Source organism: Sorangium sp. So ce117, from assembly GCF_051524395.1.
GTDB lineage: Bacteria > Myxococcota_A > Polyangia > Polyangiales > Polyangiaceae > Sorangium > Sorangium cellulosum_B.
On sequence record NZ_CP150309.1, the window covers coordinates 5699408 to 5716888 of the forward strand.

Below are 17481 nucleotides of genomic sequence, written 5' to 3' on the forward strand. Positions count from 1 at the left end.
CCAGCCAGAGAGAACGACCACGATGACCACACAGACGATCGACCCACGGGACAGGAAGCAGGGAGGCGGCGCGCCGCAAGGCGCCGCGGAGGGGCTCCGGCTCGACCGCTCGAACGCGCTGCTCGCCGAGGCGCGCCGGCTCATCCCCGGCGTCACGCAGTCGCTCATGAAGCGGCCGGAGATGTTCGCGCTCGGCTCGTTCCCCGTGTACCTCGAGGGCGGCGAGGGCGCGCTGGTGCGCGACGTCGATGGCAACCAGTACATCGACTTCATCTGCGGGCTCGGGGCGAACACGCTGGGGCACAACCACCCTGCGGTCGTCGACGCCATCCGGCGGCGGCTCGACAGGGGCATCCTTCACTCGCTGCCGACGGAGGTCGAGGTCACCGCCACGCAGGACCTCGTCGCGCTGACCCCGGGCGCCGAGATGGCCCGGTTCTTCAAGACCGGCGCGGACGCGACGTCCGCGGCCATCCGGCTCGCCCGCCACGTGACCGGCAGGGAGAAGGTCGTCACCATCGGCTACAACGGCTGGCACGACCACTTCATGTTCGACACCCCCGGCGTCCCGGCGGTGCTGCGCGAGTACACCCACCGCATGCCGCTCATGGCCGAGGCCGACGAGCAGCCGCTGCTCGATCTCATCGCCAGCAAGGGCCCGGAGCTCGCCCTCGTGCTGCTCTCGCTGCCGTACAAGCGGTGCGTCTCGGCGGAGTACCTGCGCGAGGTGCGCGAGGCGTGCCGCGCCCACGGCGTGCTGTTCGTCCTCGACGAGGTCGTCACCGGCTTCCGGCTCGCGCGCGGCGGCGCGCAGGAGTACTACCAGATCGAGGCCGATTTCGTGTGCCTCTCGAAGGGCATCGCCGCGGGCATGCCGCTGTCGGCGATCGCCGGGCCGCGCCAGGTGATGAGCCGGCTCTCGGAGCTCCAGGTGTCGACGACGTTCGGCGGCGAGATGCTCTCGCTCGAGGTCTGCAGGGCGGCGCTGCGCGAGTACCGCGAGACCGACTATATCGCGAAGGTCGCCGCGCTCGGGAAGCGGCTCCGCGAGGGCATCAACCGGCGCGCGGAGCAGGGCGGCTTCCCGCTGCGCGTCGTAGGGTACGACGCGATCCCCTTCTTCCTCATGGCCGAGGATCTGGCCGTCCACACGAAGCGCATGGAGCCGTTCGTCGGCGCGATGGCGAGGCGCGGCGTCCTGCTGCGGCGCGACGTCAACTTCCTCTGCGGCGCGCACACCGAGGCGCAGATCGATCACACGATCGACGCGGCGCACGACGCGCTGATCGAGCTGGCGAGCCGCGGCGTGATCGAGCGCGGCGCGGGCGCGAAGGCCCAGAGCTGAGCCCACGGTCGTGCAGAACGCTCGCTCCGAACGGACGCTCCTGTTCCTCATCGCCGCGGTCCAGTTCGTCAACCTGCTCGACTTCATGGTCGTCATGCCGCTCGGGCCGGACTTCGCTGTCGCGCTCGGCATCCCGATGTCCGACATCGGCCTGATCGGCGGCAGCTACACCGCGGCGGCGGCGGTCTCGGGGGTCGCCGGCGCGTTCTTCCTGGACCGCTTCGACCGGCGCAGCGCGCTCGCCGTCGCGATGCTCGGCCTCGTCCTCGGCACGGCCGCTGGCGGCCTCGCCACCGGCCTGCCGAGCCTCCTCGCGGCGCGCGTGCTCGCCGGGGCCTTCGGGGGGCCCGCGACCTCGATCGCGTTCTCCATCGTCGCGGACGCGATCCCGCCGGAGCGGCGCGGCAAGGCAATGGGCGTCGTGATGGGCGCCTACTCCCTGGCCGCGGTGCTCGGGGTGCCGGCCGGCCTCGAGCTCGCGCGGCGCGGCGGCTTCCAGGCGCCGTTCTTCGCCGTCGCGGCGCTCGGGCTCACCGTCGCGGGGCTCGCGCTGCTGCTGCTCCCCTCGATGCGCGGCCACCTCGCCGGGGCGCGGGCGCGCGCCGAGGAGGACGCCCTGCGCGAGCTCCGCGCGCTCGTCGGCCGCCCGCTCGTGCTGCTCTCGTACGCGACGACGGCGGTCATGACGATGGCGTCGTTCCTCGTCATCCCGAACATCTCGGCCTACGTGCAGAATAACCTCGGCTATCCGCGCGAGCGGCTCGGCCTGCTCTACCTCGTGGGCGGCGCGCTCACCTTCGTCGTGATGCGCACCGCGGGCGCGCTGATCGATCGCGTCGGCGCGTTCCGCACGAGCCTGGTCGGGGCGGCGATGCTCGTGGCCGTCCTCTATGGCGGGTTCCACTCGTACGTGCCGGGGCTGCCCGTGCTCGTCGTCTTCGTCGCCTTCATGACCGGGACGGCGATCCGCAACATCTCCCACGGCACGCTCGCCTCGAAGGTGCCGCTCCCCTCCGAGCGGGCGCGCTTCGGCTCCATCCAGTCGGCCGTAGATCACCTCTCGTCGGCGCTCGCCGCGTTCCTCGCGGCCAGGATGCTGCACGAGCTCCCCGACCAGCGCCTCGACGGCATGGGCGCCGTGGCCGCGCTGGCGATCGCCTTCACGCTCGCGTCGTCGTGCTTGATCTTCGTGATCGAGCGACACGTGACCCTCGGCGCGTCGAGCGGCGCCGGCGCCGCGCGCGCGCTGGAGGGCCGGGGCTAGTCGACGAGCGCGGGAGTCCAGAGAGCGCGCCTCCAGCCGGGCGCCGCTCACCTGACTGACCTGGTTTCCATCTCTGATTCTCCTCTGTGGGAACAACACCCCATCGGGGGCACCTCCCCTTCTGATGCTGGAGAAAAGCTCCAGGGTCGGCTTGCACGGCCGCTCCTCGCGTGCTCTTTGTCGGTGACCTCATCCATGGCGTTTCCGTCTCTCGTCCCGCGCCTCGCGGGATGCCTTGGCTGCCTTGTCGCGGCCCTCGTCCCACGCATCGTCGTCGCCGTCATCCCGGCCGAAGCCTCGCCTCCTCCGGCGGCGGTGGTCGCGCCGATCACCGAGGTTTCGCCCCGCGCGAAGGGCGCGCCTGAGCGCCTCATCGACGGCGCCGCGCGCTCCGTCGTCGCCGTGGCCGTATCGCATCGCGATCCCCGGGGCGGTGAGCGACGCGTGAGCCTGTGCAGCGGCGCGCTCGTCGAGCCGAACCTCGTCTTGACGGCGCGTCACTGCATCTCGCGCAACCTGACGGCGGCCCCTCGCTGCGATCGCTCGGGCAAGTCGCACAACGGCGATCACATCGGCGGAGACATCGATCCTTCCGAGATCGGCATTTACACCGGGGACCATATCGATGTCTCCCGCGACGCCGCGCGGGCGCGCGCCGTGGCCACGCTGCACGGGAAAGAGCGCGTCCTCTGCGACGCCGACATCGCCTATCTGGTGCTCGATCGGCCCCTCACCGACGTGGCGCCCCTGCGGATGCGCGAGGTCGGGGCGCTCGATCCAGGCGACAGCGTGGTCGCCGTCGGGTACGGCGGCGGAGCGGTAAGCCGGCTCGGCGTCCGCGCCGCGCGCGGTCCGCGCCTCGTCGCCGCCGTCGGGCCCCGCGCCGATCCGGCGACCGGCAAGGTCCTCGGTCCGCGCGAGTTCGAGATCGAGGGGGCGACCTGCGCCGGCGACTCGGGAGGTCCGGTGATCGACGCCGACCGCGGCGACGTGGTGGGCATCACGTCGCGAGGCGCGGGGTGCACCGCGGCTGGCAACCACGTTTATACGCGCACGGACGCCTTCGCCGCGCTGACGGCCGAGGCCCGCACGGCCGCGCTCGCACGACGCTGAGCGCCGCGCGCCATCGCCGCCGGCTCGCCTCGCCGAGCGCGAGGGGCAGGACGCGGCAGGTGCAGGTCGTGTGCACCCGCGGCACAGCGCGCGACGCGCGGGCGTGCCGGCACGTCGCTCGCATCGCGCGGAGTCAACGGAAGACAGACACGGGATCGACGCTCATGCGGGCAGGGTCGCATGCGCGATGACGCTGCCTCGCCCGCGCCGATGACCACTTCCCGGAGGGATCGGAACCATGTCGTTGCTGGACACCACCAGGGGCTTCTTGACGCCCGAGCTCATCTCGGCCGCAACGAAGGGGCTGGGCCTGAGCGATGAATCGCCGACGAACGTGCGCGGCGCCGCGGAGAGCTCGGTGCCGACGCTGCTCGCCGGAATGGCTCAGGTCGCCTCTTCGGAGAGCGGCGCAGCGCAGCTGTTCAGGATGATCACCGAGCGGGACTACGAAGGTCTGCTCGGGAGAGCAGGGCCCCTCCGCGCCGAGCAGGCCGAGGAGCTCTCGCGCCATGGGCAGTCGATGATCGCCCGCCTGTTCGGCGACCGCGCGAGCGGGATGATCGATCTCATCTCCCGCTCCTCCGGCGCAGAGCAGCGGTGCTCGACCGCGATGCTCGGCCTGATCGCTCCGATCGTCGCGTGCGTGCTCGGCCGCGAGGTGAGGTTGAGAGGGCTTACCGCGCGAGGGCTCGCCGATCTGCTCTCCCATCACAAGCAAGCCTTCAAGGACGATCCGCGCGCCCCGGCGGGCCTCGCTGGATTCCTCGCCCCCTCCATGGCGGCGAGCGCTCCTTTCGTCGCGGCGGCGGCGCGCGAACGGCCGCACGATGCGGTATCGCCCGTCCCGTCCCGAACGACGGAGTCGTCAACCCCGCTCCCCTCGCGTGAAGGGCCTGCCCGTCAGCGTCAGACGCGAGAATGGCTGCTCCCGACCTTGCTGGCAGCGGCGGTGCTCGGAGGCCTCTGGGCGTTCGTCCGCGAACGCAGGACGGAGCGCACCGCCGCCGAGCCCACGCACGAAGCCCCGATCGCGGCTGCTCCGAGGGACGAGCTCGCCCAGCCCGCCGCGCCTCCGCAGGCCGAACCGCCTCCGCAGGTCGAGGCGCCGCGCGCCGAGGCGCCCGCGGCCGCCGCGCCCGGCGAAGCGCCCACGGCCGCCGCGCCCAGCGAAACACCCCCCAACGCGCCGGAGATCGTCGAGCAGCTCAGGATCACGGCCGGAGAGATGACGCTCCCGGGCGGCAAGGTCCTCTCCGTCGACGAGCACGGCTCCGAGGCGGAGATCGCGCGGTACCTCGACGCCGGAGCCGCGGATGGCCCCAAGCGTTTCTCGATGGAAGGCGTGAGCTTCCGCTTCGGGACCACGGAGTTGACCGAAGCTTCGCGGCCGAAGCTCGAAGCGCTGGCCGTCATCCTCGACGCCTATCCCTCCGCGCGGGTGCGCATCGAAGGGCACACCGACGCCGTGGGCGGCGCCGAGGGGAACAGATCGCTGTCGCTGGCGCGAGCCCAGGCGGTGCGCAACGAGCTCACCGCGCGACAGATCGCTCCCCATCGCATCGAGGTGGCCGGGATGGGCGCCGAGCAACCGGTGGCGTCGAACGACACCGCCGGCGGACGCGCGCAGAACCGCCGGATCGACGTCATGGTCCTGAGCCTCTGAAGCGGCGACTCACCCCCTCCACGGAAGGAGCGAGGTACCGGCGCCGGCCTGCGATAGCAGGGTACCGGCGCCGGCAAAAGGCCGGCGCATGCCCGGCCGGCGCCTAGGTGTGCACTCTCGGGAGGACTTGCTCGAGGACGCCGACGGCGCCGCTCTCCTTCTCCACATGGAAGCGGACCACCAGGTTGTTGTTCTTGTCCCAGTCGTCTGCGCCGTCGCTCGGGTCGAGGATCGCAAAGTTGCGATGCGTGACGCAGTACCTGTGATCGGACCCCGAGATCTCCCGGAGGAATCCCTTGATGTCGCCGTTGAACAGGTTCTGACTACCGCCGTTCGTCAGCAGCGAGAGGATGATGCGGGACATCCCCTTGGGGGCAGGGCGCGCGATGCCGGATGCGGTCACCTGATAGAGACGCGGTCGCGAGCGCGGCTGCCCGAATCCGAGGACCGTGTCGATGTGCGCCATCGTGCCCACGTGGATGTCGCCGCCCATGAGCGTCACCTGGGTGCGAGGGCTGAAGCCGGCGAAATTCATGAGAGACATGAGAAAACGCCTGCATTCGTTCTGGTTGTTGGAGGCAGCCCAGCCGTCCCGGATGTCGTCGATGGAGGCCATGTTGAACGTGTTCGTGAGCGCCTCGGCGGCCGCGAGCGGCAGGTAGACGAGGGGCGTGCCGACCACGACGAAGAGGTGCCTGAGATCGAGCGCCGCGAGCTCGTTGAGCCTGAGCTCGAGGTCGTCGAGCTGTTGCTTGCCGAGGATCGCCCCGTTCTTCCACGAGCGATGCGACCGCCCATCGACCGCGAGGATCGCGATGTCGCCGTGCTTCGCGATCCAGCCGAACCCCGCGCTGCTCAAGCGGTCCCTCGGGCTCAGCGCCGCCTGAAACTCCTTGAACGCCTGCTCCGCGGCCCTGTAGCGCTCCACGGCCTGCGGGGTGCCGTCGTTGTTGTTCGACCCCCAGCCATCGTAGATCTCGTGGTCGTCCCACATCATGACGTTCGGGCAGCTCCCGAGGACCGCCGCCACGTCAGGGTGCGACCACGTCTGCACGTAGTGCCTGCGGTACGCGGCAGTGCGCCCCTCCGAGGCCGACCAGCCCGTGGGATCACCGTCGCCGTAGATCTGGTCACCGGCGTGAACCAGGAGGTTCACCCTGCCTTCGTCCACGAGGGCCTTGAGCGCCCGCCACATCGCCCCGCGCCGCTCCTTGGGAAACTCGTGGTTGTCGATGTCGTTGCAGCTCACGAGGCCGATTCGAATCGGCCCGTTCGTGACGGTGCGGAAGGCGGAGCCGTTGATGCTCAGGTTGTCCGTGGGTGTGGGGAGCGGATCTCCTGCGTCGTGCTCCACGATGCCATAACGAACCCTCTCGCCGCTCAGCCCGCTCAGCTCGAACGTGGCGAGCCCGAAGGGCGGCGCGCTGTTGATCGGCACGTCGAGCGTGCGAACGCCGTTGTCGTCCGCGAACGCCAGCCTCGCCCTCGCCTTGGGCCTCTCGAAGACGGCCAAGATCCTGCTGGTTGTCTGCGTCGTGTGTCCGATGACTGCGCTTTTGAACGCCATGGTCCGCCTCTCTGGCGAGAGCTCGTCAGGCTGAGGGAAGAGGCGCCGTGGTCCTGGCGGGCACTCTCCCCTATGTTTCGTCGCGGGCGGCAGGACGCAAGTTTTTCGGCTCGCTCGAGGCGCTCGCCAGAGGGGCAGGGCGTCGGGCCATAGGCGCTCTCCGCTCGAGCTCACCGCGTGGGGGGCGGGAGCGCGGCATCGGCGGACGCGACGCCGGCGGCGACCACGGCGTCGCATCGCCGCCTCAGAACGCCGTGTCGCATCGCCGCCTCAGAACGCCGTAAGGAGCGGCGCGACCCCGCGCCCCCTCCGGCGGATCCGCCGAAACATGCGCGCGCGGCCGTAGACTGGGCCGCCCTGGCGCGCTAGTCGGTATCCGCCGTGGATCCCAGCCCTCGAAGCAGCCCGGACGAACGCCGCCCCCGCCTCGCGCTCCAGGCCGTGCTGCCGGAGGAGCTCGCCGGCGCCTGCGGCATCGACCTCACCGACGCGCGCCGCATCGTCTCCCTGGCGCACCGCCTCGGCGAGCTGCCCGCCCGCGCGCCCGCGACCGTCCGGCGCGCCGCGCTCGACGCGGCGCGCTCGGCGGGCGAGATCAGGACGCTCGCGCTCGTCGAGCGGCGCGCGAGCGCCGAGGATCCGTTCGTGAAGTACGCCTTCCGCCTCGAGGACGGCGCGACGGTCGAGTCGGTGCGCATCCCGCTCGAGCGGCCGGGCCGGTACTCGGCGTGCGTGAGCTCGCAGGTCGGCTGCGCGCTCGCGTGCGCCTTCTGCGCCACAGGGCGCATGGGCCTCACGCGCAACCTGGAGGCCTGGGAGCTCGTCGAGCAGGTGCGGCTCATCCGCCGCGATCTCGACGCCACCGTGGGCGGCGGCGCGCGCGTCCATGGCGTGCTGTTCCAGGGCATGGGCGAGCCGCTCGCCAACGCCGACCGGGTCATCCAGGCGATCCGGGTGCTCTCCGAGCCGAGCGCGCAGGCCATCGACATGCGCAACATCACCGTCTGTACGGCGGGGCTCCCGTCCGGCATCCGGCGGCTCGCGGCCGAGGTCCCCGCGGTCCGGCTCGGCCTGTCGCTCGGCTCGGTGCGCCCCGGCAAGCGGCGCCTGCTCATGCCGATCGACGGCGCGCACCCGCTCGAGGAGGTCCTCGCGGCCGTGGGCGAGCACGCGCGCGCGAGCGGGCACGCGCCGATGTGGGCGTACACGCTCCTCGCGGACCAGAACGACACGGACGAGGACGCCGCGTGCCTGGCCGCGCTCGCCCGCGGCTTCGCGGCGCAGCACGGCATCTCTCCCCGGCTCAGCCTCATCCCCTACAACGCGATCGGCGCGCCCGACGATCCCCTGCCCTCGCCGGACGGCGGCGATGAACGCGGCGCGTCGGCCGATCCGTTCGTGCGCTCGGCGCGGCTCGACGCCTTCCGCGCGGTCCTCTCCGCCGCCGGCGTCGGCTCGATCGTGCGCTACTCGGGCGGGGGCGACGTCGGCGCGGCGTGCGGGCAGCTCGCGCGGCCTTCGGCGGAGGCGCGGCGACCGGGCGGCCGCCGGGCGCCGCCCCGCGCCGGGGCGACCGCCGGCGCAGCCGACGTCGGGCCGAGCGCGCCGCCCAGGCCAGCGTGAGCGTCGCTATGGATCCCTGCTCCCACGCGCGCTAGCTTGCGCGCGTGTTCGGCTTCAGCTTCGGCGAAATCATGGTGCTCGCCATCGTGGGCATCATCGTGGTCGGTCCCCGGCGGTTGCCTGCGATGATGCGGTCGGCGGGGAGCTGGATCGCCAAGCTCCGCCGCTTGAGCACGGATCTCCGGACGCAGAGCGGCATCGACGATCTGATCCGCCAGGAGGGGCTCGAGCGTGAGCTCCGCGAGCTCCGCGCCCTGTCGCGGGTCAACGTGCTCGAGACGCTTGTGAACCCCGTCGTCGGCGCCGTGACCGCCGGTGCGATCGCCTCGTCCACGCCACGCGTGAGGCCGCCGGATCCCGAGCCGCCGCCGCCCGTCGTGAACCCGCCCCGCGAGCGCGAGTACCCCGTCCTCGGCTGCGACGCCTACGGAGTGACGCTGGACGCGGCCCCGGACGGCGCCGCCGGCCTGCCGGTCGCACCGGAAAGCGCGTCCCCCACGGAGACCGCGAAGGCGGCGGACGCCACGGTCGACGTCGAGTCCACCGCGGCGACAGCGCCCGCGGCCGCAGAGGCCGTCGCGGCGATAGCGCCCGCGGCCGCAGAGACCACCGCGGCGACAGCGACCGCGGCCGCAGAGACCACCGCGGCGACAGCGCCCGCGACCGCAGAGACCACCGCGGCGACGACGCCCGCGACCGCAGAGACCACCGCGGCGACAGCGCCCGTGGCCGCAGAGACCACCGCGGCGTCGCAGGGCGTCGTGACCGGAAACGGAGCGACGTCATGAGCCAGGAGCAGGCGGCGGCGGTGAAGAGCGGCTCCCCGGGGGCGGAGGGCGCGCCGAGCGACGCCGCGGAGGATCCGGGCGAAGACAAGCCGATGTCGTTCTGGGAGCACCTCGACGAGCTGAGAAAGCGGCTCGTCCGGAGCATCCTTGTCTTCTTCGCGGCCTGCGTCGTGGGGTGGGAGGTGCGCGAGCAGCTCTTGCACTTCCTGACCGTCCCGTTCGTGCAGGCGTGGCGAGAGCAGAACTTGGCGGGCAACCCCTCGCTCCACTTCGGCGCGCCCGCGGCCGCGTTCGTCGCTTACTTCAAGCTGTCGATGATCGGCGGCGCGGCGATGGCCTCGCCGTTCATCTTCTACCAGCTGTGGTCGTTCGTCGCGCCCGGCCTCTACGCCAAAGAGAAGCGCTACGTCATCCCGTTCGTCCTGTTCTCGACGATCCTGTTCGTCGGCGGCGGCTGGTTCGGCTGGCGAGCGGCCTTCCCGATCTCGTTCGGTTACTTCCTCAGCCTGGCCGGCACGGTCGGCGGCGACGGGGTGACGATCACGCCGACCGTGATGATGGGCGACTACCTCGACTTCGTCGCCCAGCTCCTGCTCGGCTTCGGGATCATCTTCGAGATCCCGCTCATCGTGCTCTTTCTCTCCATCGCCGGCATCGTCAACTACATCCAGCTCATCCTGTTCGGCCGCTGGTTCGTGTTCGGCGCCTTCGTCTTGGCGGCCGTCCTGACGCCGCCGGACATCACGAGCCAGCTCGTCATGGCCGTGCCGATGTGCCTGCTCTACGTGCTCTCGATCGGCCTCGCGTACCTCTTCGGCAAGCCGCCGACCGACGCCCAGCGCGCGGCGTACAAGGCGCGCAAGGAGAAGGAAGTCACCAAGGGCTGACGGGCGGCGCGGCGCCGGCCGGGCCGCCTGCGCGGCGTCGTCCGTGCGCCGTCCTCCGCGGCGGCGCGGCGCATCGCAGACCGCTGCGCTGCTCCTTCGCGCGCCGTCCTCCGCGCGGCGTGGCGCATCGCAGACCGCTGCGCTGCTCCTTCGCGCGCCGTCCTCCGCGCGGCGTGGCGCACGGCAGACCGCTGCGCTGCTCCTTCCGCGCGCCGTCCTCCGCGGCGGCGCAGGTCAGGCGGCGGGCGCGGCCGCCGCGGGCGCTGCCTTCCGGCTCCGCGCCACGTGGATCGCGACCGCAGCGCCGGCCATCGCGAGCCCGATGAGCTGCGACGTGGACAGGCCGACGAAGCCCCCGCGGTCGTCGGCCCGCGCGAACTCGAGAACGAAGCGCCCGAGCGCGTAGAGGCCGAGGAACGTCGCGAAGACCTGCCCGTCGTACCGCTTCCGCCCGTGCACGTAGAGCAGGCAGATCGCCGCGATGGCGAACGACATCGCCGACTCGTAGATCTGCGTCGGGTGCACCGGGTGCGACGGCAGGCGCGGGCTCGTGAGCTCGAGCAGCTTGAACTGCGCGTCGCTCGCGGGGCTGTTCGGCGGGAACGAGAGCCCGAACGCCCCGTCGGTGCGCAGGCCGAAGCAGCAGCCGGCGAGCAGGCAGCCCATCCGGCCGAACCCGAGGCCGAGCGGGACGGCGAAGCCCGCCATGTCCGCCGCCTTCCAGAACGGGAACCGATCGCGCTTGAGCAGCCAGTACGCCATCGCCGACGCGCCAACGAAGCCGCCGTAGTACGTCAGGCCGCCGGCCCAGAACTTCGCCCACGCCAGGCAATCGCGCTCGATCGGGTGGCATACCCCCTTCGCCGCGTCCCACACGCCGTGGTACCGCGACGCGCAGAGCGCCTGCTCGACCTTCCAGTCGACAAGCGACGGGTCGGTGCAGAGGTGCACGTAATCCCAGAAGTATCCGTCGGCGACGACGTGGAGGAGCCTGCCGCCGACGACGCCCGCGAGCAGGCAGGCGAGCCCCAGGTCGACGATCACATCCGGGTTCTCGCCGATCCGCCTCGCCCACAGCGCGCCGATGGCCGTCGCGAAGAGGAAGCCGGTCAGCAGCAGAAGGAAGTAGGCAGGGAACGCAACGTCGAGCAGGCGGAACAGCTCGGGCCGCATGATCAGCCCGCGGACGCCTTCGCGCCGGACGCCTTGGGCTCGGGGCGGTGGGGGGAGAACATGTCGATCGCCATCAGCCCGACGCCGACGACGATCGCGATGTCGGCCACGTTGAACGTCGGCCACACGAACGTCGAGGTGAGCCGGACCTGGATGAAGTCGATGACGTACCCGTAACGGATGCGGTCGACCAGGTTCCCGAGCGCACCGCCGAGCACGAGCGGCAGCCCCCACCTGAGCGCGATCTGGGAGGGGTGGAGCTTGCGGTACAGCGAGACGATGAAGACGATCGCCGCGAGCGAGACCACCAGGAAGAACGGGCGGCGGATCGCCTCGCTCTCGTCGCCCAGGATGCCCCACGCTCCGCCGTGGTTCTTCGCGAAGATCATGTTCAGGTGATCCTTGATCACCTCGATCTTCCGGAACGAGAGCGGCCGCGCGGCGGTGAGGTCCGTGAGCGCCTGCGGCTCCAGCCGGTCCTTGGCCCACCACTTCGTGCCGAGATCGGCGGCCAGGGTGATGGCCGAGACGACGATCAGGAACACGTACGACGGCCGGTAGGCGGGCTTCGTCGGCGCGACCACGTCGTCGGCGTCCCCCTCCTGCGAGGAGCCGCGCCCCTCGTGGTCGCGTTCGCCGGCGGAGGCCGGCGGCTCGCCGGCCGGCGCGTTCACGGGCGCGGAGCGATGCGACTCGGCGTGGGCACCTTCGGTCTCAACGGGAGCGTCTCGCGGCGTCGCGTCTTCAGTCATGCGGAGCGCGTTCCTCTACGACAAACCGAGCGCTCCGGCAAAGGCTTCCCTCCGCAGGCGCCGCCGCGCGCGTCTTTCACGCCTTGCGCGTGTCACGTGACGTGCGTGACTTGCGCGCGCCGCGCCGCGCCACACCCGGGCGCCGCGCCGCGCGCCGTCTGCTCCGGCCGAGCCGCCCGCTCGCGTCCTTCAGCTGGCCGGCGGCACAGGCGGAGGCGCTTCCGTCGATAGCGGAGGTGTGGGGTCGCCGCCCGCCGGGCCCTCCGAGGCGCCGCGAGCGTCTGGAGACGGCGCGCTCGCGCTGCGGGTCGCGACGATCATGTCCTTGGACATCAGGATGACCCCCGCGACGATCGCGATGTCGGCCACGTTGAACGTCGGCCAGTGAAACTCCCGGCCGCCGCGGATCACGTACACGTCGATGAAGTCGATGACCCAGCCGTAGCGGATCCGGTCGACCAGATTGCCCATCGCGCCGCCGAGCGCCAGCGCGAGCCCCCACTTCATCCCCGTCTGGTCCCTGTGGACGCGCCGGTAGATCGAGAAGATGAAGACCATCGCCGCGGCGGAGACGAACAGGAAGAACGGCCGCCGCAGGCCGTCCGGGAGGCCGCGCAGGAAGCTCCAGGCGCCGCCGGGGTTCTGCGCGAAGATGAAATCGAGGTGGTCCGGGATGATCGTGAGGACCTTCGCGCCCGACCGCTTCGGGTCGAACCCGGCGAGGCGCGCGTGCGCCCACCCCTTCGTCACCAGGTCGGCGGCGCACGAGACGAGCGCCACGACGGCCAAGAAGCGGAGCGAGGCGCGCTCCTCGCTGGGGAGATCGTCGGGAAGGTGCGCGACGGGCGACGCTTGCGGTGCGTCCGAGGACATCGTCTTCGCTTCTACGCGATGGCGTGGCACGGAGCAAACAGCCTCGAGCAGGGCGATGCCCGGCGGCGGTCGTCTTTTGCTCTTCCGTTCGTCCGTTCGTCCGTTCGTCTGCTCGTCCGTTTTCCCCCTCGCGCCTTCCGGTTCCGTCTTCCGCCCTCGCCCGCGTCTCCTCCGCCGATCGCCGCGCCGGTTCACCGCTGGTTCAGGATCACCACCGGACGCTCCGGGGCGCGCGGCCGCACCGGCGCCTTTTCCCGTCCGGGAGGATCGGTGGGACCGGCCGGGTCGACCGCCGGCGCCCCCCTCCTTCGCAGCGCGAGGTGCACCTCGCCGTACGCCTGGAGGGCCGCGCCGCGCTGCCGCTCCGTGGCCGCCGCGCGCCCCAGCGACTCGGCCAGCTGCGCCCGGCGCCCCGCGAGGTACGCGAGATCCCTCGCCTCGGCGAGCTCGCTCCCCCCGGCGAACGCCTGCTCCGCGCGCTCCATCGCCTCGGTGGCGCCGCGCAGGTCCGCGGGCGCGAGCTCTGCCGCCGCGCTCGCCCGGGCGCGCTCGTAGCTCTTCCTCGCCTCGATGAGCTCCTTCGGCGGGAGCGGGGCGCTCGCGCACCCCAGGAGACCGCCGACGAGCAGAATGGCCACTGTCCCGTGATTGGTTCGCATGATTCTGCGCCTCCTCTCGGCGAGCCCTAGCGGAGCTGCCGCTGGATGGATCCGACCTCCTCGAGCGCCTCGTGCGTGCGGGCCTGAGCCTGCGCCTCGCGCGTGAGGGCGAGCGCGAGCTCCGCGTCCGCCTGCGCGCGCAGGAGCATGCGTTGCGCCCGATCGGGCACGCCGCCTTCCGACAGCCGCGTCGCCCGCTGCACCTGCTCCCGGGCGAGGCGGAGGTGGGCTTCCGCCCGCGGATCCTCGTCGGCTCCGACCTCCTCGGCGGCTCGAATCATCGCCTCCGACGCGCCGAGCCGCTCGCCGAAGCTTGGAGCGTACGCGGCGCACCCCGCCAGCGACGCGCCGAAGAGCGTCAAGACCACTGCGTTTTTCATGTGCGACACCTCGTTGCCAGCCCCGGACGAGAGGTCGCCCGGAGAAGGCGGGTGAGAGAGCGGATGGGATCATCGACTCCGGATCTCCGTCGTCGATCGGCTCGTCCTCAGGCAACCAGCACACCAGGGCCGACGGTCTCGGGGCGGCGCCTGAGCGCGCACGCGAGAGGCACCGCCCTGCGTCCGTCGGTGCAGAAGGAATCACGACGACACTGAGACATCGCCTCACGCGCCGTATCCGCGCTTCCCATCCGTTGCGCGCAAACGAGCCATTCGCCGGAGCCCCCATGTGCGTCGCGTGCGGCAACTGGACCACAGGAGAGCCCAAGACACCGGATCTCGTTCGAGGACGGGAGATGCCCCCTCTTCGCTGTACGCCCGCCTGCCGCGGCAGCCCGCCGCGACCGCGTTCCGCGCCGGCCCGCCACGCCCGCCTGCCGCGCCGATCCGCCGCGCCTGCCGCGCCGGCCCCTCACCCGCGCGCCGTCCTCCCCTCACCCGCGCGCCGCCCTCCCCTCACCCGCGCGCCGCCTCCGAGATCCCGGCCGCGCAGGCCAGCGCCGCGCCACGGCGGCCGACGTGTGCGTCGCGCCCGATCCGGTTGAGTGACACGGCGCATCTGTTTAGTATACCTGCGTCATGCCGTCGCCCCCCTGGAAGATCGAGACCGGCGTCGAGACCGTCATCTCGTCGTGGCTTGCCTCCGGCTATGTCCGCCCTTGTTTCACCGCGGATCGCGAGCTTCCGCCGGCCGACGCGCGCACCGCCCCGATGCCCGACGCGCTCGCGCCGGCGCTCCGCGGCGCCCTGGAGCGGCGCGGCATCGATCGGCTCTACGACCACCAGGCGCGGGCCTTCGCGGCGGCCCGCGCGAAGCCGGCAGGCCCGAGCGCCGCGGCGGAGCCGGCGCGGGCGGGGAGGCACGTGGTCGTCGCGACGCCCACCGCCAGCGGCAAGAGCCTCTGCTTCCATCTCCCGGTGCTCGACGCGCTCGCCGAGGGCGCCGCGTCGGGCCAGGGCGGCAGCGCGATCTACCTGTACCCCACCAAGGCGCTCGCCCGGGATCAGGAGGCCGGCCTGCACGCGCTCATCCGCGAGGCGGGGCTCACGATCCCGGCGATCGTGTACGACGGTGACACGCCGGGCGACGCCCGGCGGGCGGCGCGCGAGCGCAGCCCCATCGTGATGACCAACCCCGACATGCTCCACGCGGGGATCCTGCCGCACCACGCGCACTGGGCGCGGACGTTCCAGCGCCTGCGCTACGTCGTGCTGGACGAGCTCCATACCTACCGCGGCGTGTTCGGGTCGCACGTCGCCCACGTCCTCGCCCGGCTGCGCCGGGTCGCCGCGTTCCACGGGTCGAGCCCGACCTTCCTCTGCGCGACGGCGACGATCGGCAACCCGCGGGCGCACGCCGCGCGCCTGCTGGGCATCGCCGAGGACGAGCTCGAGCTCATCGACGAGTCAGGCGCCCCGCGGGGGCCGCGGCGCTTCTTCCTGTACAACCCGCCGGTGGTGAACGCGGAGCTCGGGGTGCGCGCCAGCACCCTGAAGAGCGCGGTGCGCCTCGCCGGGGATCTCGCCCGCGCCCGCGTGCCGACGCTGGTGTTCGGCCAGTCGCGCAACTCGGTCGAGATCATGCTGAAGTACCTGCGCGATGGCGTCGGCAAGGAGATCGGGGCGGAGGACGCGATCATGGCGTACCGCGGCGGCTACCTCCCGGAGACGCGCCGGCGGGTCGAGCGGGGGCTGCGCGAGGGCGAGATCCTGTGCGTCGTGGCCACGAACGCCCTCGAGCTCGGCATCGACATCGGCGAGCTCGACGCGGTGATCTGCGCCGGCTACCCCGGGTCGGTCGCCGAGACGTGGCAGCGCTTCGGCCGGGCGGGCCGGCGCGGCAAGACGAGCATCGCGGTCCTGTGCGCCACCAGCGCGGCGCTCGACCAGTACCTCGCGAGGAACCCGGGGTACCTGCTGGAGCGCGGGGCCGAGTCGGCCCGGATCGATCCGCAGAACACCGAGATCCTCGTGCAGCACCTCAAGTGCGCGGCGTTCGAGCTGCCGTTCCTCAAGGGGGAGCCCTACGCGGCGATGCCGCCGGACGACACCGTGGCGGCGCTCCGCTTCCTGCAGGACAACGGGGTCGTGCACGAGTCGAACGATCGCTTCCACTGGGCGAGCGACGCGTATCCGGCGAACCACGTGAGCCTGCGCTCGGTGGGCTGGGACAACTTCGTCATCATCGACAAGGCCCATGGCAAGACGCTGGCGGAGCTCGACTGGCGCGCGGCGCCGACGATGCTCCACGAACAGGCCATCTACCAGCACGACGGCGAGCAGTACCAGGTCGAGCGGCTCGATTACGAGAACCACAAGGCCTTCGTGACGAAGGTCGTCCCCGACTATTTCACGACCGCGCTCACCCACCGGAAGGTGAGCATCCTCGACGAGAGCGCGGCCGCCCCGCTCGGCCGGGCGACCGCCGCCTTCGGCGAGGTGAGCATCGTGGAGAAGGTGGTCGGGTACAAGAAGATCAAGTTCTACACGCACGAGAACACGGGATACGGCGACGTGCGGTTGCCCGACATCCAGATGCACACGACCTCGTTCTGGCTCACCGTGCCCGAGCCGCTCTGCGAGGAGCTCGGCCTCGGCCGCGCGACCGCCATCGACGGCCTGCGCGGGATCGCGCGGGCGCTGGAGACGGTCGCGACGCTCTCGCTCATGTGCGATCCGCGCGACATCGGCCAGACGCTCGAGGACGGGAGCGAGGCGCGGGAGGTCCCGGCCGGCGGAGAGGCCGCCGGGGTCTTCGATCCGACGCTGTTCCTGTTCGACAACGTGCCAGGCGGCGTCGGGCTCTCCGAGCGCATCTACGAGCAGCGCGACGAGCTCCTCGCGCGCACGCGGCAGCTCATCGCCGGCTGCCGCTGCGACGAGGCCGGCTGTCCGCTCTGCGTCGGCGCCACGGAGACCATCGACGCGAAGCGCAAGCGCGCGTCGCTCGGGCTCCTCGCGATCTTGCTCCACCAGGCGTGAGCCCGGCGCCGAGCGCCTCCGGGCGCTCGCAGCGGCGCGCCGCGCATCATGTCCTGAGCGGACGGGTACCCGGCCCACGCAGATCCAGCGACATCCACCTCGCTCTGCGCCCCTGAGCCCCTGCCACGCTCGCGATGGGCGCTCGTCGTGGACGTGTCGCCGCCGTCCGCCCTGGCGATGTGACAGCCATGTTTCGGCGCAGAGGGGAACACCACGAGTCGATTTCTGCAATCGACCGCAGCGTCTCTGGAGATCGAGCGCTGTCGCCCCTTTACCCCGCCCCTCGGTGCAATCTAGAGTCGGGGCACCGTGGAGAGCGCGCCATCGAGGGGGGTTGTTCTGGGGCGTTACG

14 protein-coding genes are annotated in these 17481 nt (G+C 71.9%); 8 read left to right on the top strand and 6 right to left on the bottom strand.

Annotated elements, in window-relative coordinates; genetic code table 11:
• The first annotated feature begins 22 nt into the window (after positions 1-22).
• From WMF46_RS21300 to WMF46_RS21315, 4 genes are all read left to right on the top strand, one after another.
• Positions 23-1345, top strand: coding sequence for an aminotransferase class III-fold pyridoxal phosphate-dependent enzyme (locus WMF46_RS21300; protein WP_437987260.1), 1323 nt, complete (start codon positions 23-25; stop codon positions 1343-1345).
• 10 nt (positions 1346-1355) lie between these two features.
• Entirely contained in the window at positions 1356-2609 is a 1254-nt protein-coding gene (locus tag WMF46_RS21305) for an MFS transporter (protein ID WP_437987261.1), read from the top strand.
• A gap of 195 nt (positions 2610-2804) precedes the next feature.
• Entirely contained in the window at positions 2805-3722 is a 918-nt protein-coding gene (locus WMF46_RS21310; RefSeq protein WP_437987262.1) for a trypsin-like serine protease, read from the top strand.
• Between the two features lie 238 nt (positions 3723-3960).
• Positions 3961-5385 (top strand): OmpA family protein, encoded by a 1425-nt coding sequence (locus WMF46_RS21315; protein ID WP_437987263.1) that lies wholly within the window; start codon positions 3961-3963, stop codon positions 5383-5385.
• 103 nt (positions 5386-5488) lie between these two features.
• Here WMF46_RS21315 and WMF46_RS21320 read toward each other — a convergent pair whose 3' ends face one another.
• Positions 5489-6952, bottom strand: coding sequence for an alkaline phosphatase D family protein (locus tag WMF46_RS21320; RefSeq protein WP_437987264.1), 1464 nt, complete (start codon positions 6950-6952; stop codon positions 5489-5491).
• A gap of 381 nt (positions 6953-7333) precedes the next feature.
• Here WMF46_RS21320 and rlmN point away from each other — a divergent pair, with 381 nt between their 5' ends.
• From rlmN to tatC, 3 genes are read left to right on the top strand one after another with little or no spacing between them, the layout of a single operon-like run.
• A complete protein-coding gene (rlmN, locus tag WMF46_RS21325) occupies positions 7334-8575 on the top strand; it encodes a 23S rRNA (adenine(2503)-C(2))-methyltransferase RlmN (protein ID WP_437987265.1) in 1242 nt (413 codons plus the stop codon).
• A 44-nt stretch (positions 8576-8619) separates the two neighbouring features.
• On the top strand, positions 8620-9363 hold the full coding sequence (gene tatB / locus WMF46_RS21330; protein ID WP_437987266.1) for a Sec-independent protein translocase protein TatB: 744 nt from the start codon (positions 8620-8622) through the stop codon (positions 9361-9363).
• On the top strand, positions 9360-10250 hold the full coding sequence (gene tatC, locus WMF46_RS21335) for a twin-arginine translocase subunit TatC (RefSeq protein WP_437987267.1): 891 nt from the start codon (positions 9360-9362) through the stop codon (positions 10248-10250). Before tatB ends, tatC begins: the two co-directional genes overlap by 4 nt.
• 234 nt (positions 10251-10484) lie before the next feature.
• Here tatC and WMF46_RS21340 read toward each other — a convergent pair whose 3' ends face one another.
• The 5 genes from WMF46_RS21340 to WMF46_RS21360 form a co-directional block, all read right to left on the bottom strand.
• Entirely contained in the window at positions 10485-11423 is a 939-nt protein-coding gene (locus WMF46_RS21340; protein ID WP_437987268.1) for a prolipoprotein diacylglyceryl transferase, read from the bottom strand.
• A 2-nt stretch (positions 11424-11425) separates the two neighbouring features.
• Positions 11426-12175: a signal peptidase II gene (gene lspA / locus WMF46_RS21345; RefSeq protein ID WP_437987269.1), complete on the bottom strand. Its 750-nt coding sequence runs from the start codon at positions 12173-12175 to the stop codon at positions 11426-11428.
• A 189-nt stretch (positions 12176-12364) separates the two neighbouring features.
• The gene (gene lspA / locus WMF46_RS21350) at positions 12365-13048 is read right to left on the bottom strand and encodes a signal peptidase II (RefSeq protein WP_437987270.1); all 684 of its coding nucleotides are present in this window, start codon (positions 13046-13048) and stop codon (positions 12365-12367) included.
• A 191-nt stretch (positions 13049-13239) separates the two neighbouring features.
• Positions 13240-13707, bottom strand: coding sequence for a DUF4398 domain-containing protein (locus tag WMF46_RS21355; RefSeq protein ID WP_437987271.1), 468 nt, complete (start codon positions 13705-13707; stop codon positions 13240-13242).
• Between the two features lie 26 nt (positions 13708-13733).
• Positions 13734-14087, bottom strand: coding sequence for a DUF4398 domain-containing protein (locus tag WMF46_RS21360; RefSeq protein WP_437987272.1), 354 nt, complete (start codon positions 14085-14087; stop codon positions 13734-13736).
• Between the two features lie 639 nt (positions 14088-14726).
• On the opposite strand from WMF46_RS21360, the gene WMF46_RS21365 reads away from it, so the two are divergent.
• Positions 14727-17129, top strand: a complete 2403-nt coding sequence (locus tag WMF46_RS21365) for a DEAD/DEAH box helicase (RefSeq protein WP_437987273.1) — start codon at positions 14727-14729, stop codon at positions 17127-17129.
• Positions 17130-17481: the final 352 nt, after the last annotated feature.

Coding starts and splice junctions, on each gene's coding strand:
- WMF46_RS21300 (WP_437987260.1), top strand. CDS start 23: ATGACCACACAGACGATCGACCCACGGGACAGGAAGCAGGGAGGCGGC.
- WMF46_RS21310 (WP_437987262.1), top strand. CDS start 2,805: ATGGCGTTTCCGTCTCTCGTCCCGCGCCTCGCGGGATGCCTTGGCTGC.
- WMF46_RS21315 (WP_437987263.1), top strand. CDS start 3,961: ATGTCGTTGCTGGACACCACCAGGGGCTTCTTGACGCCCGAGCTCATC.
- WMF46_RS21320 (WP_437987264.1), bottom strand. CDS start 6,952: ATGGCGTTCAAAAGCGCAGTCATCGGACACACGACGCAGACAACCAGC.
- tatC (WP_437987267.1), top strand. CDS start 9,360: ATGAGCCAGGAGCAGGCGGCGGCGGTGAAGAGCGGCTCCCCGGGGGCG.
- WMF46_RS21340 (WP_437987268.1), bottom strand. CDS start 11,423: ATGCGGCCCGAGCTGTTCCGCCTGCTCGACGTTGCGTTCCCTGCCTAC.
- lspA (WP_437987269.1), bottom strand. CDS start 12,175: ATGACTGAAGACGCGACGCCGCGAGACGCTCCCGTTGAGACCGAAGGT.
- lspA (WP_437987270.1), bottom strand. CDS start 13,048: ATGTCCTCGGACGCACCGCAAGCGTCGCCCGTCGCGCACCTTCCCGAC.
- WMF46_RS21355 (WP_437987271.1), bottom strand. CDS start 13,707: ATGCGAACCAATCACGGGACAGTGGCCATTCTGCTCGTCGGCGGTCTC.
- WMF46_RS21360 (WP_437987272.1), bottom strand. CDS start 14,087: ATGAAAAACGCAGTGGTCTTGACGCTCTTCGGCGCGTCGCTGGCGGGG.
- WMF46_RS21365 (WP_437987273.1), top strand. CDS start 14,727: ATGCCGTCGCCCCCCTGGAAGATCGAGACCGGCGTCGAGACCGTCATC.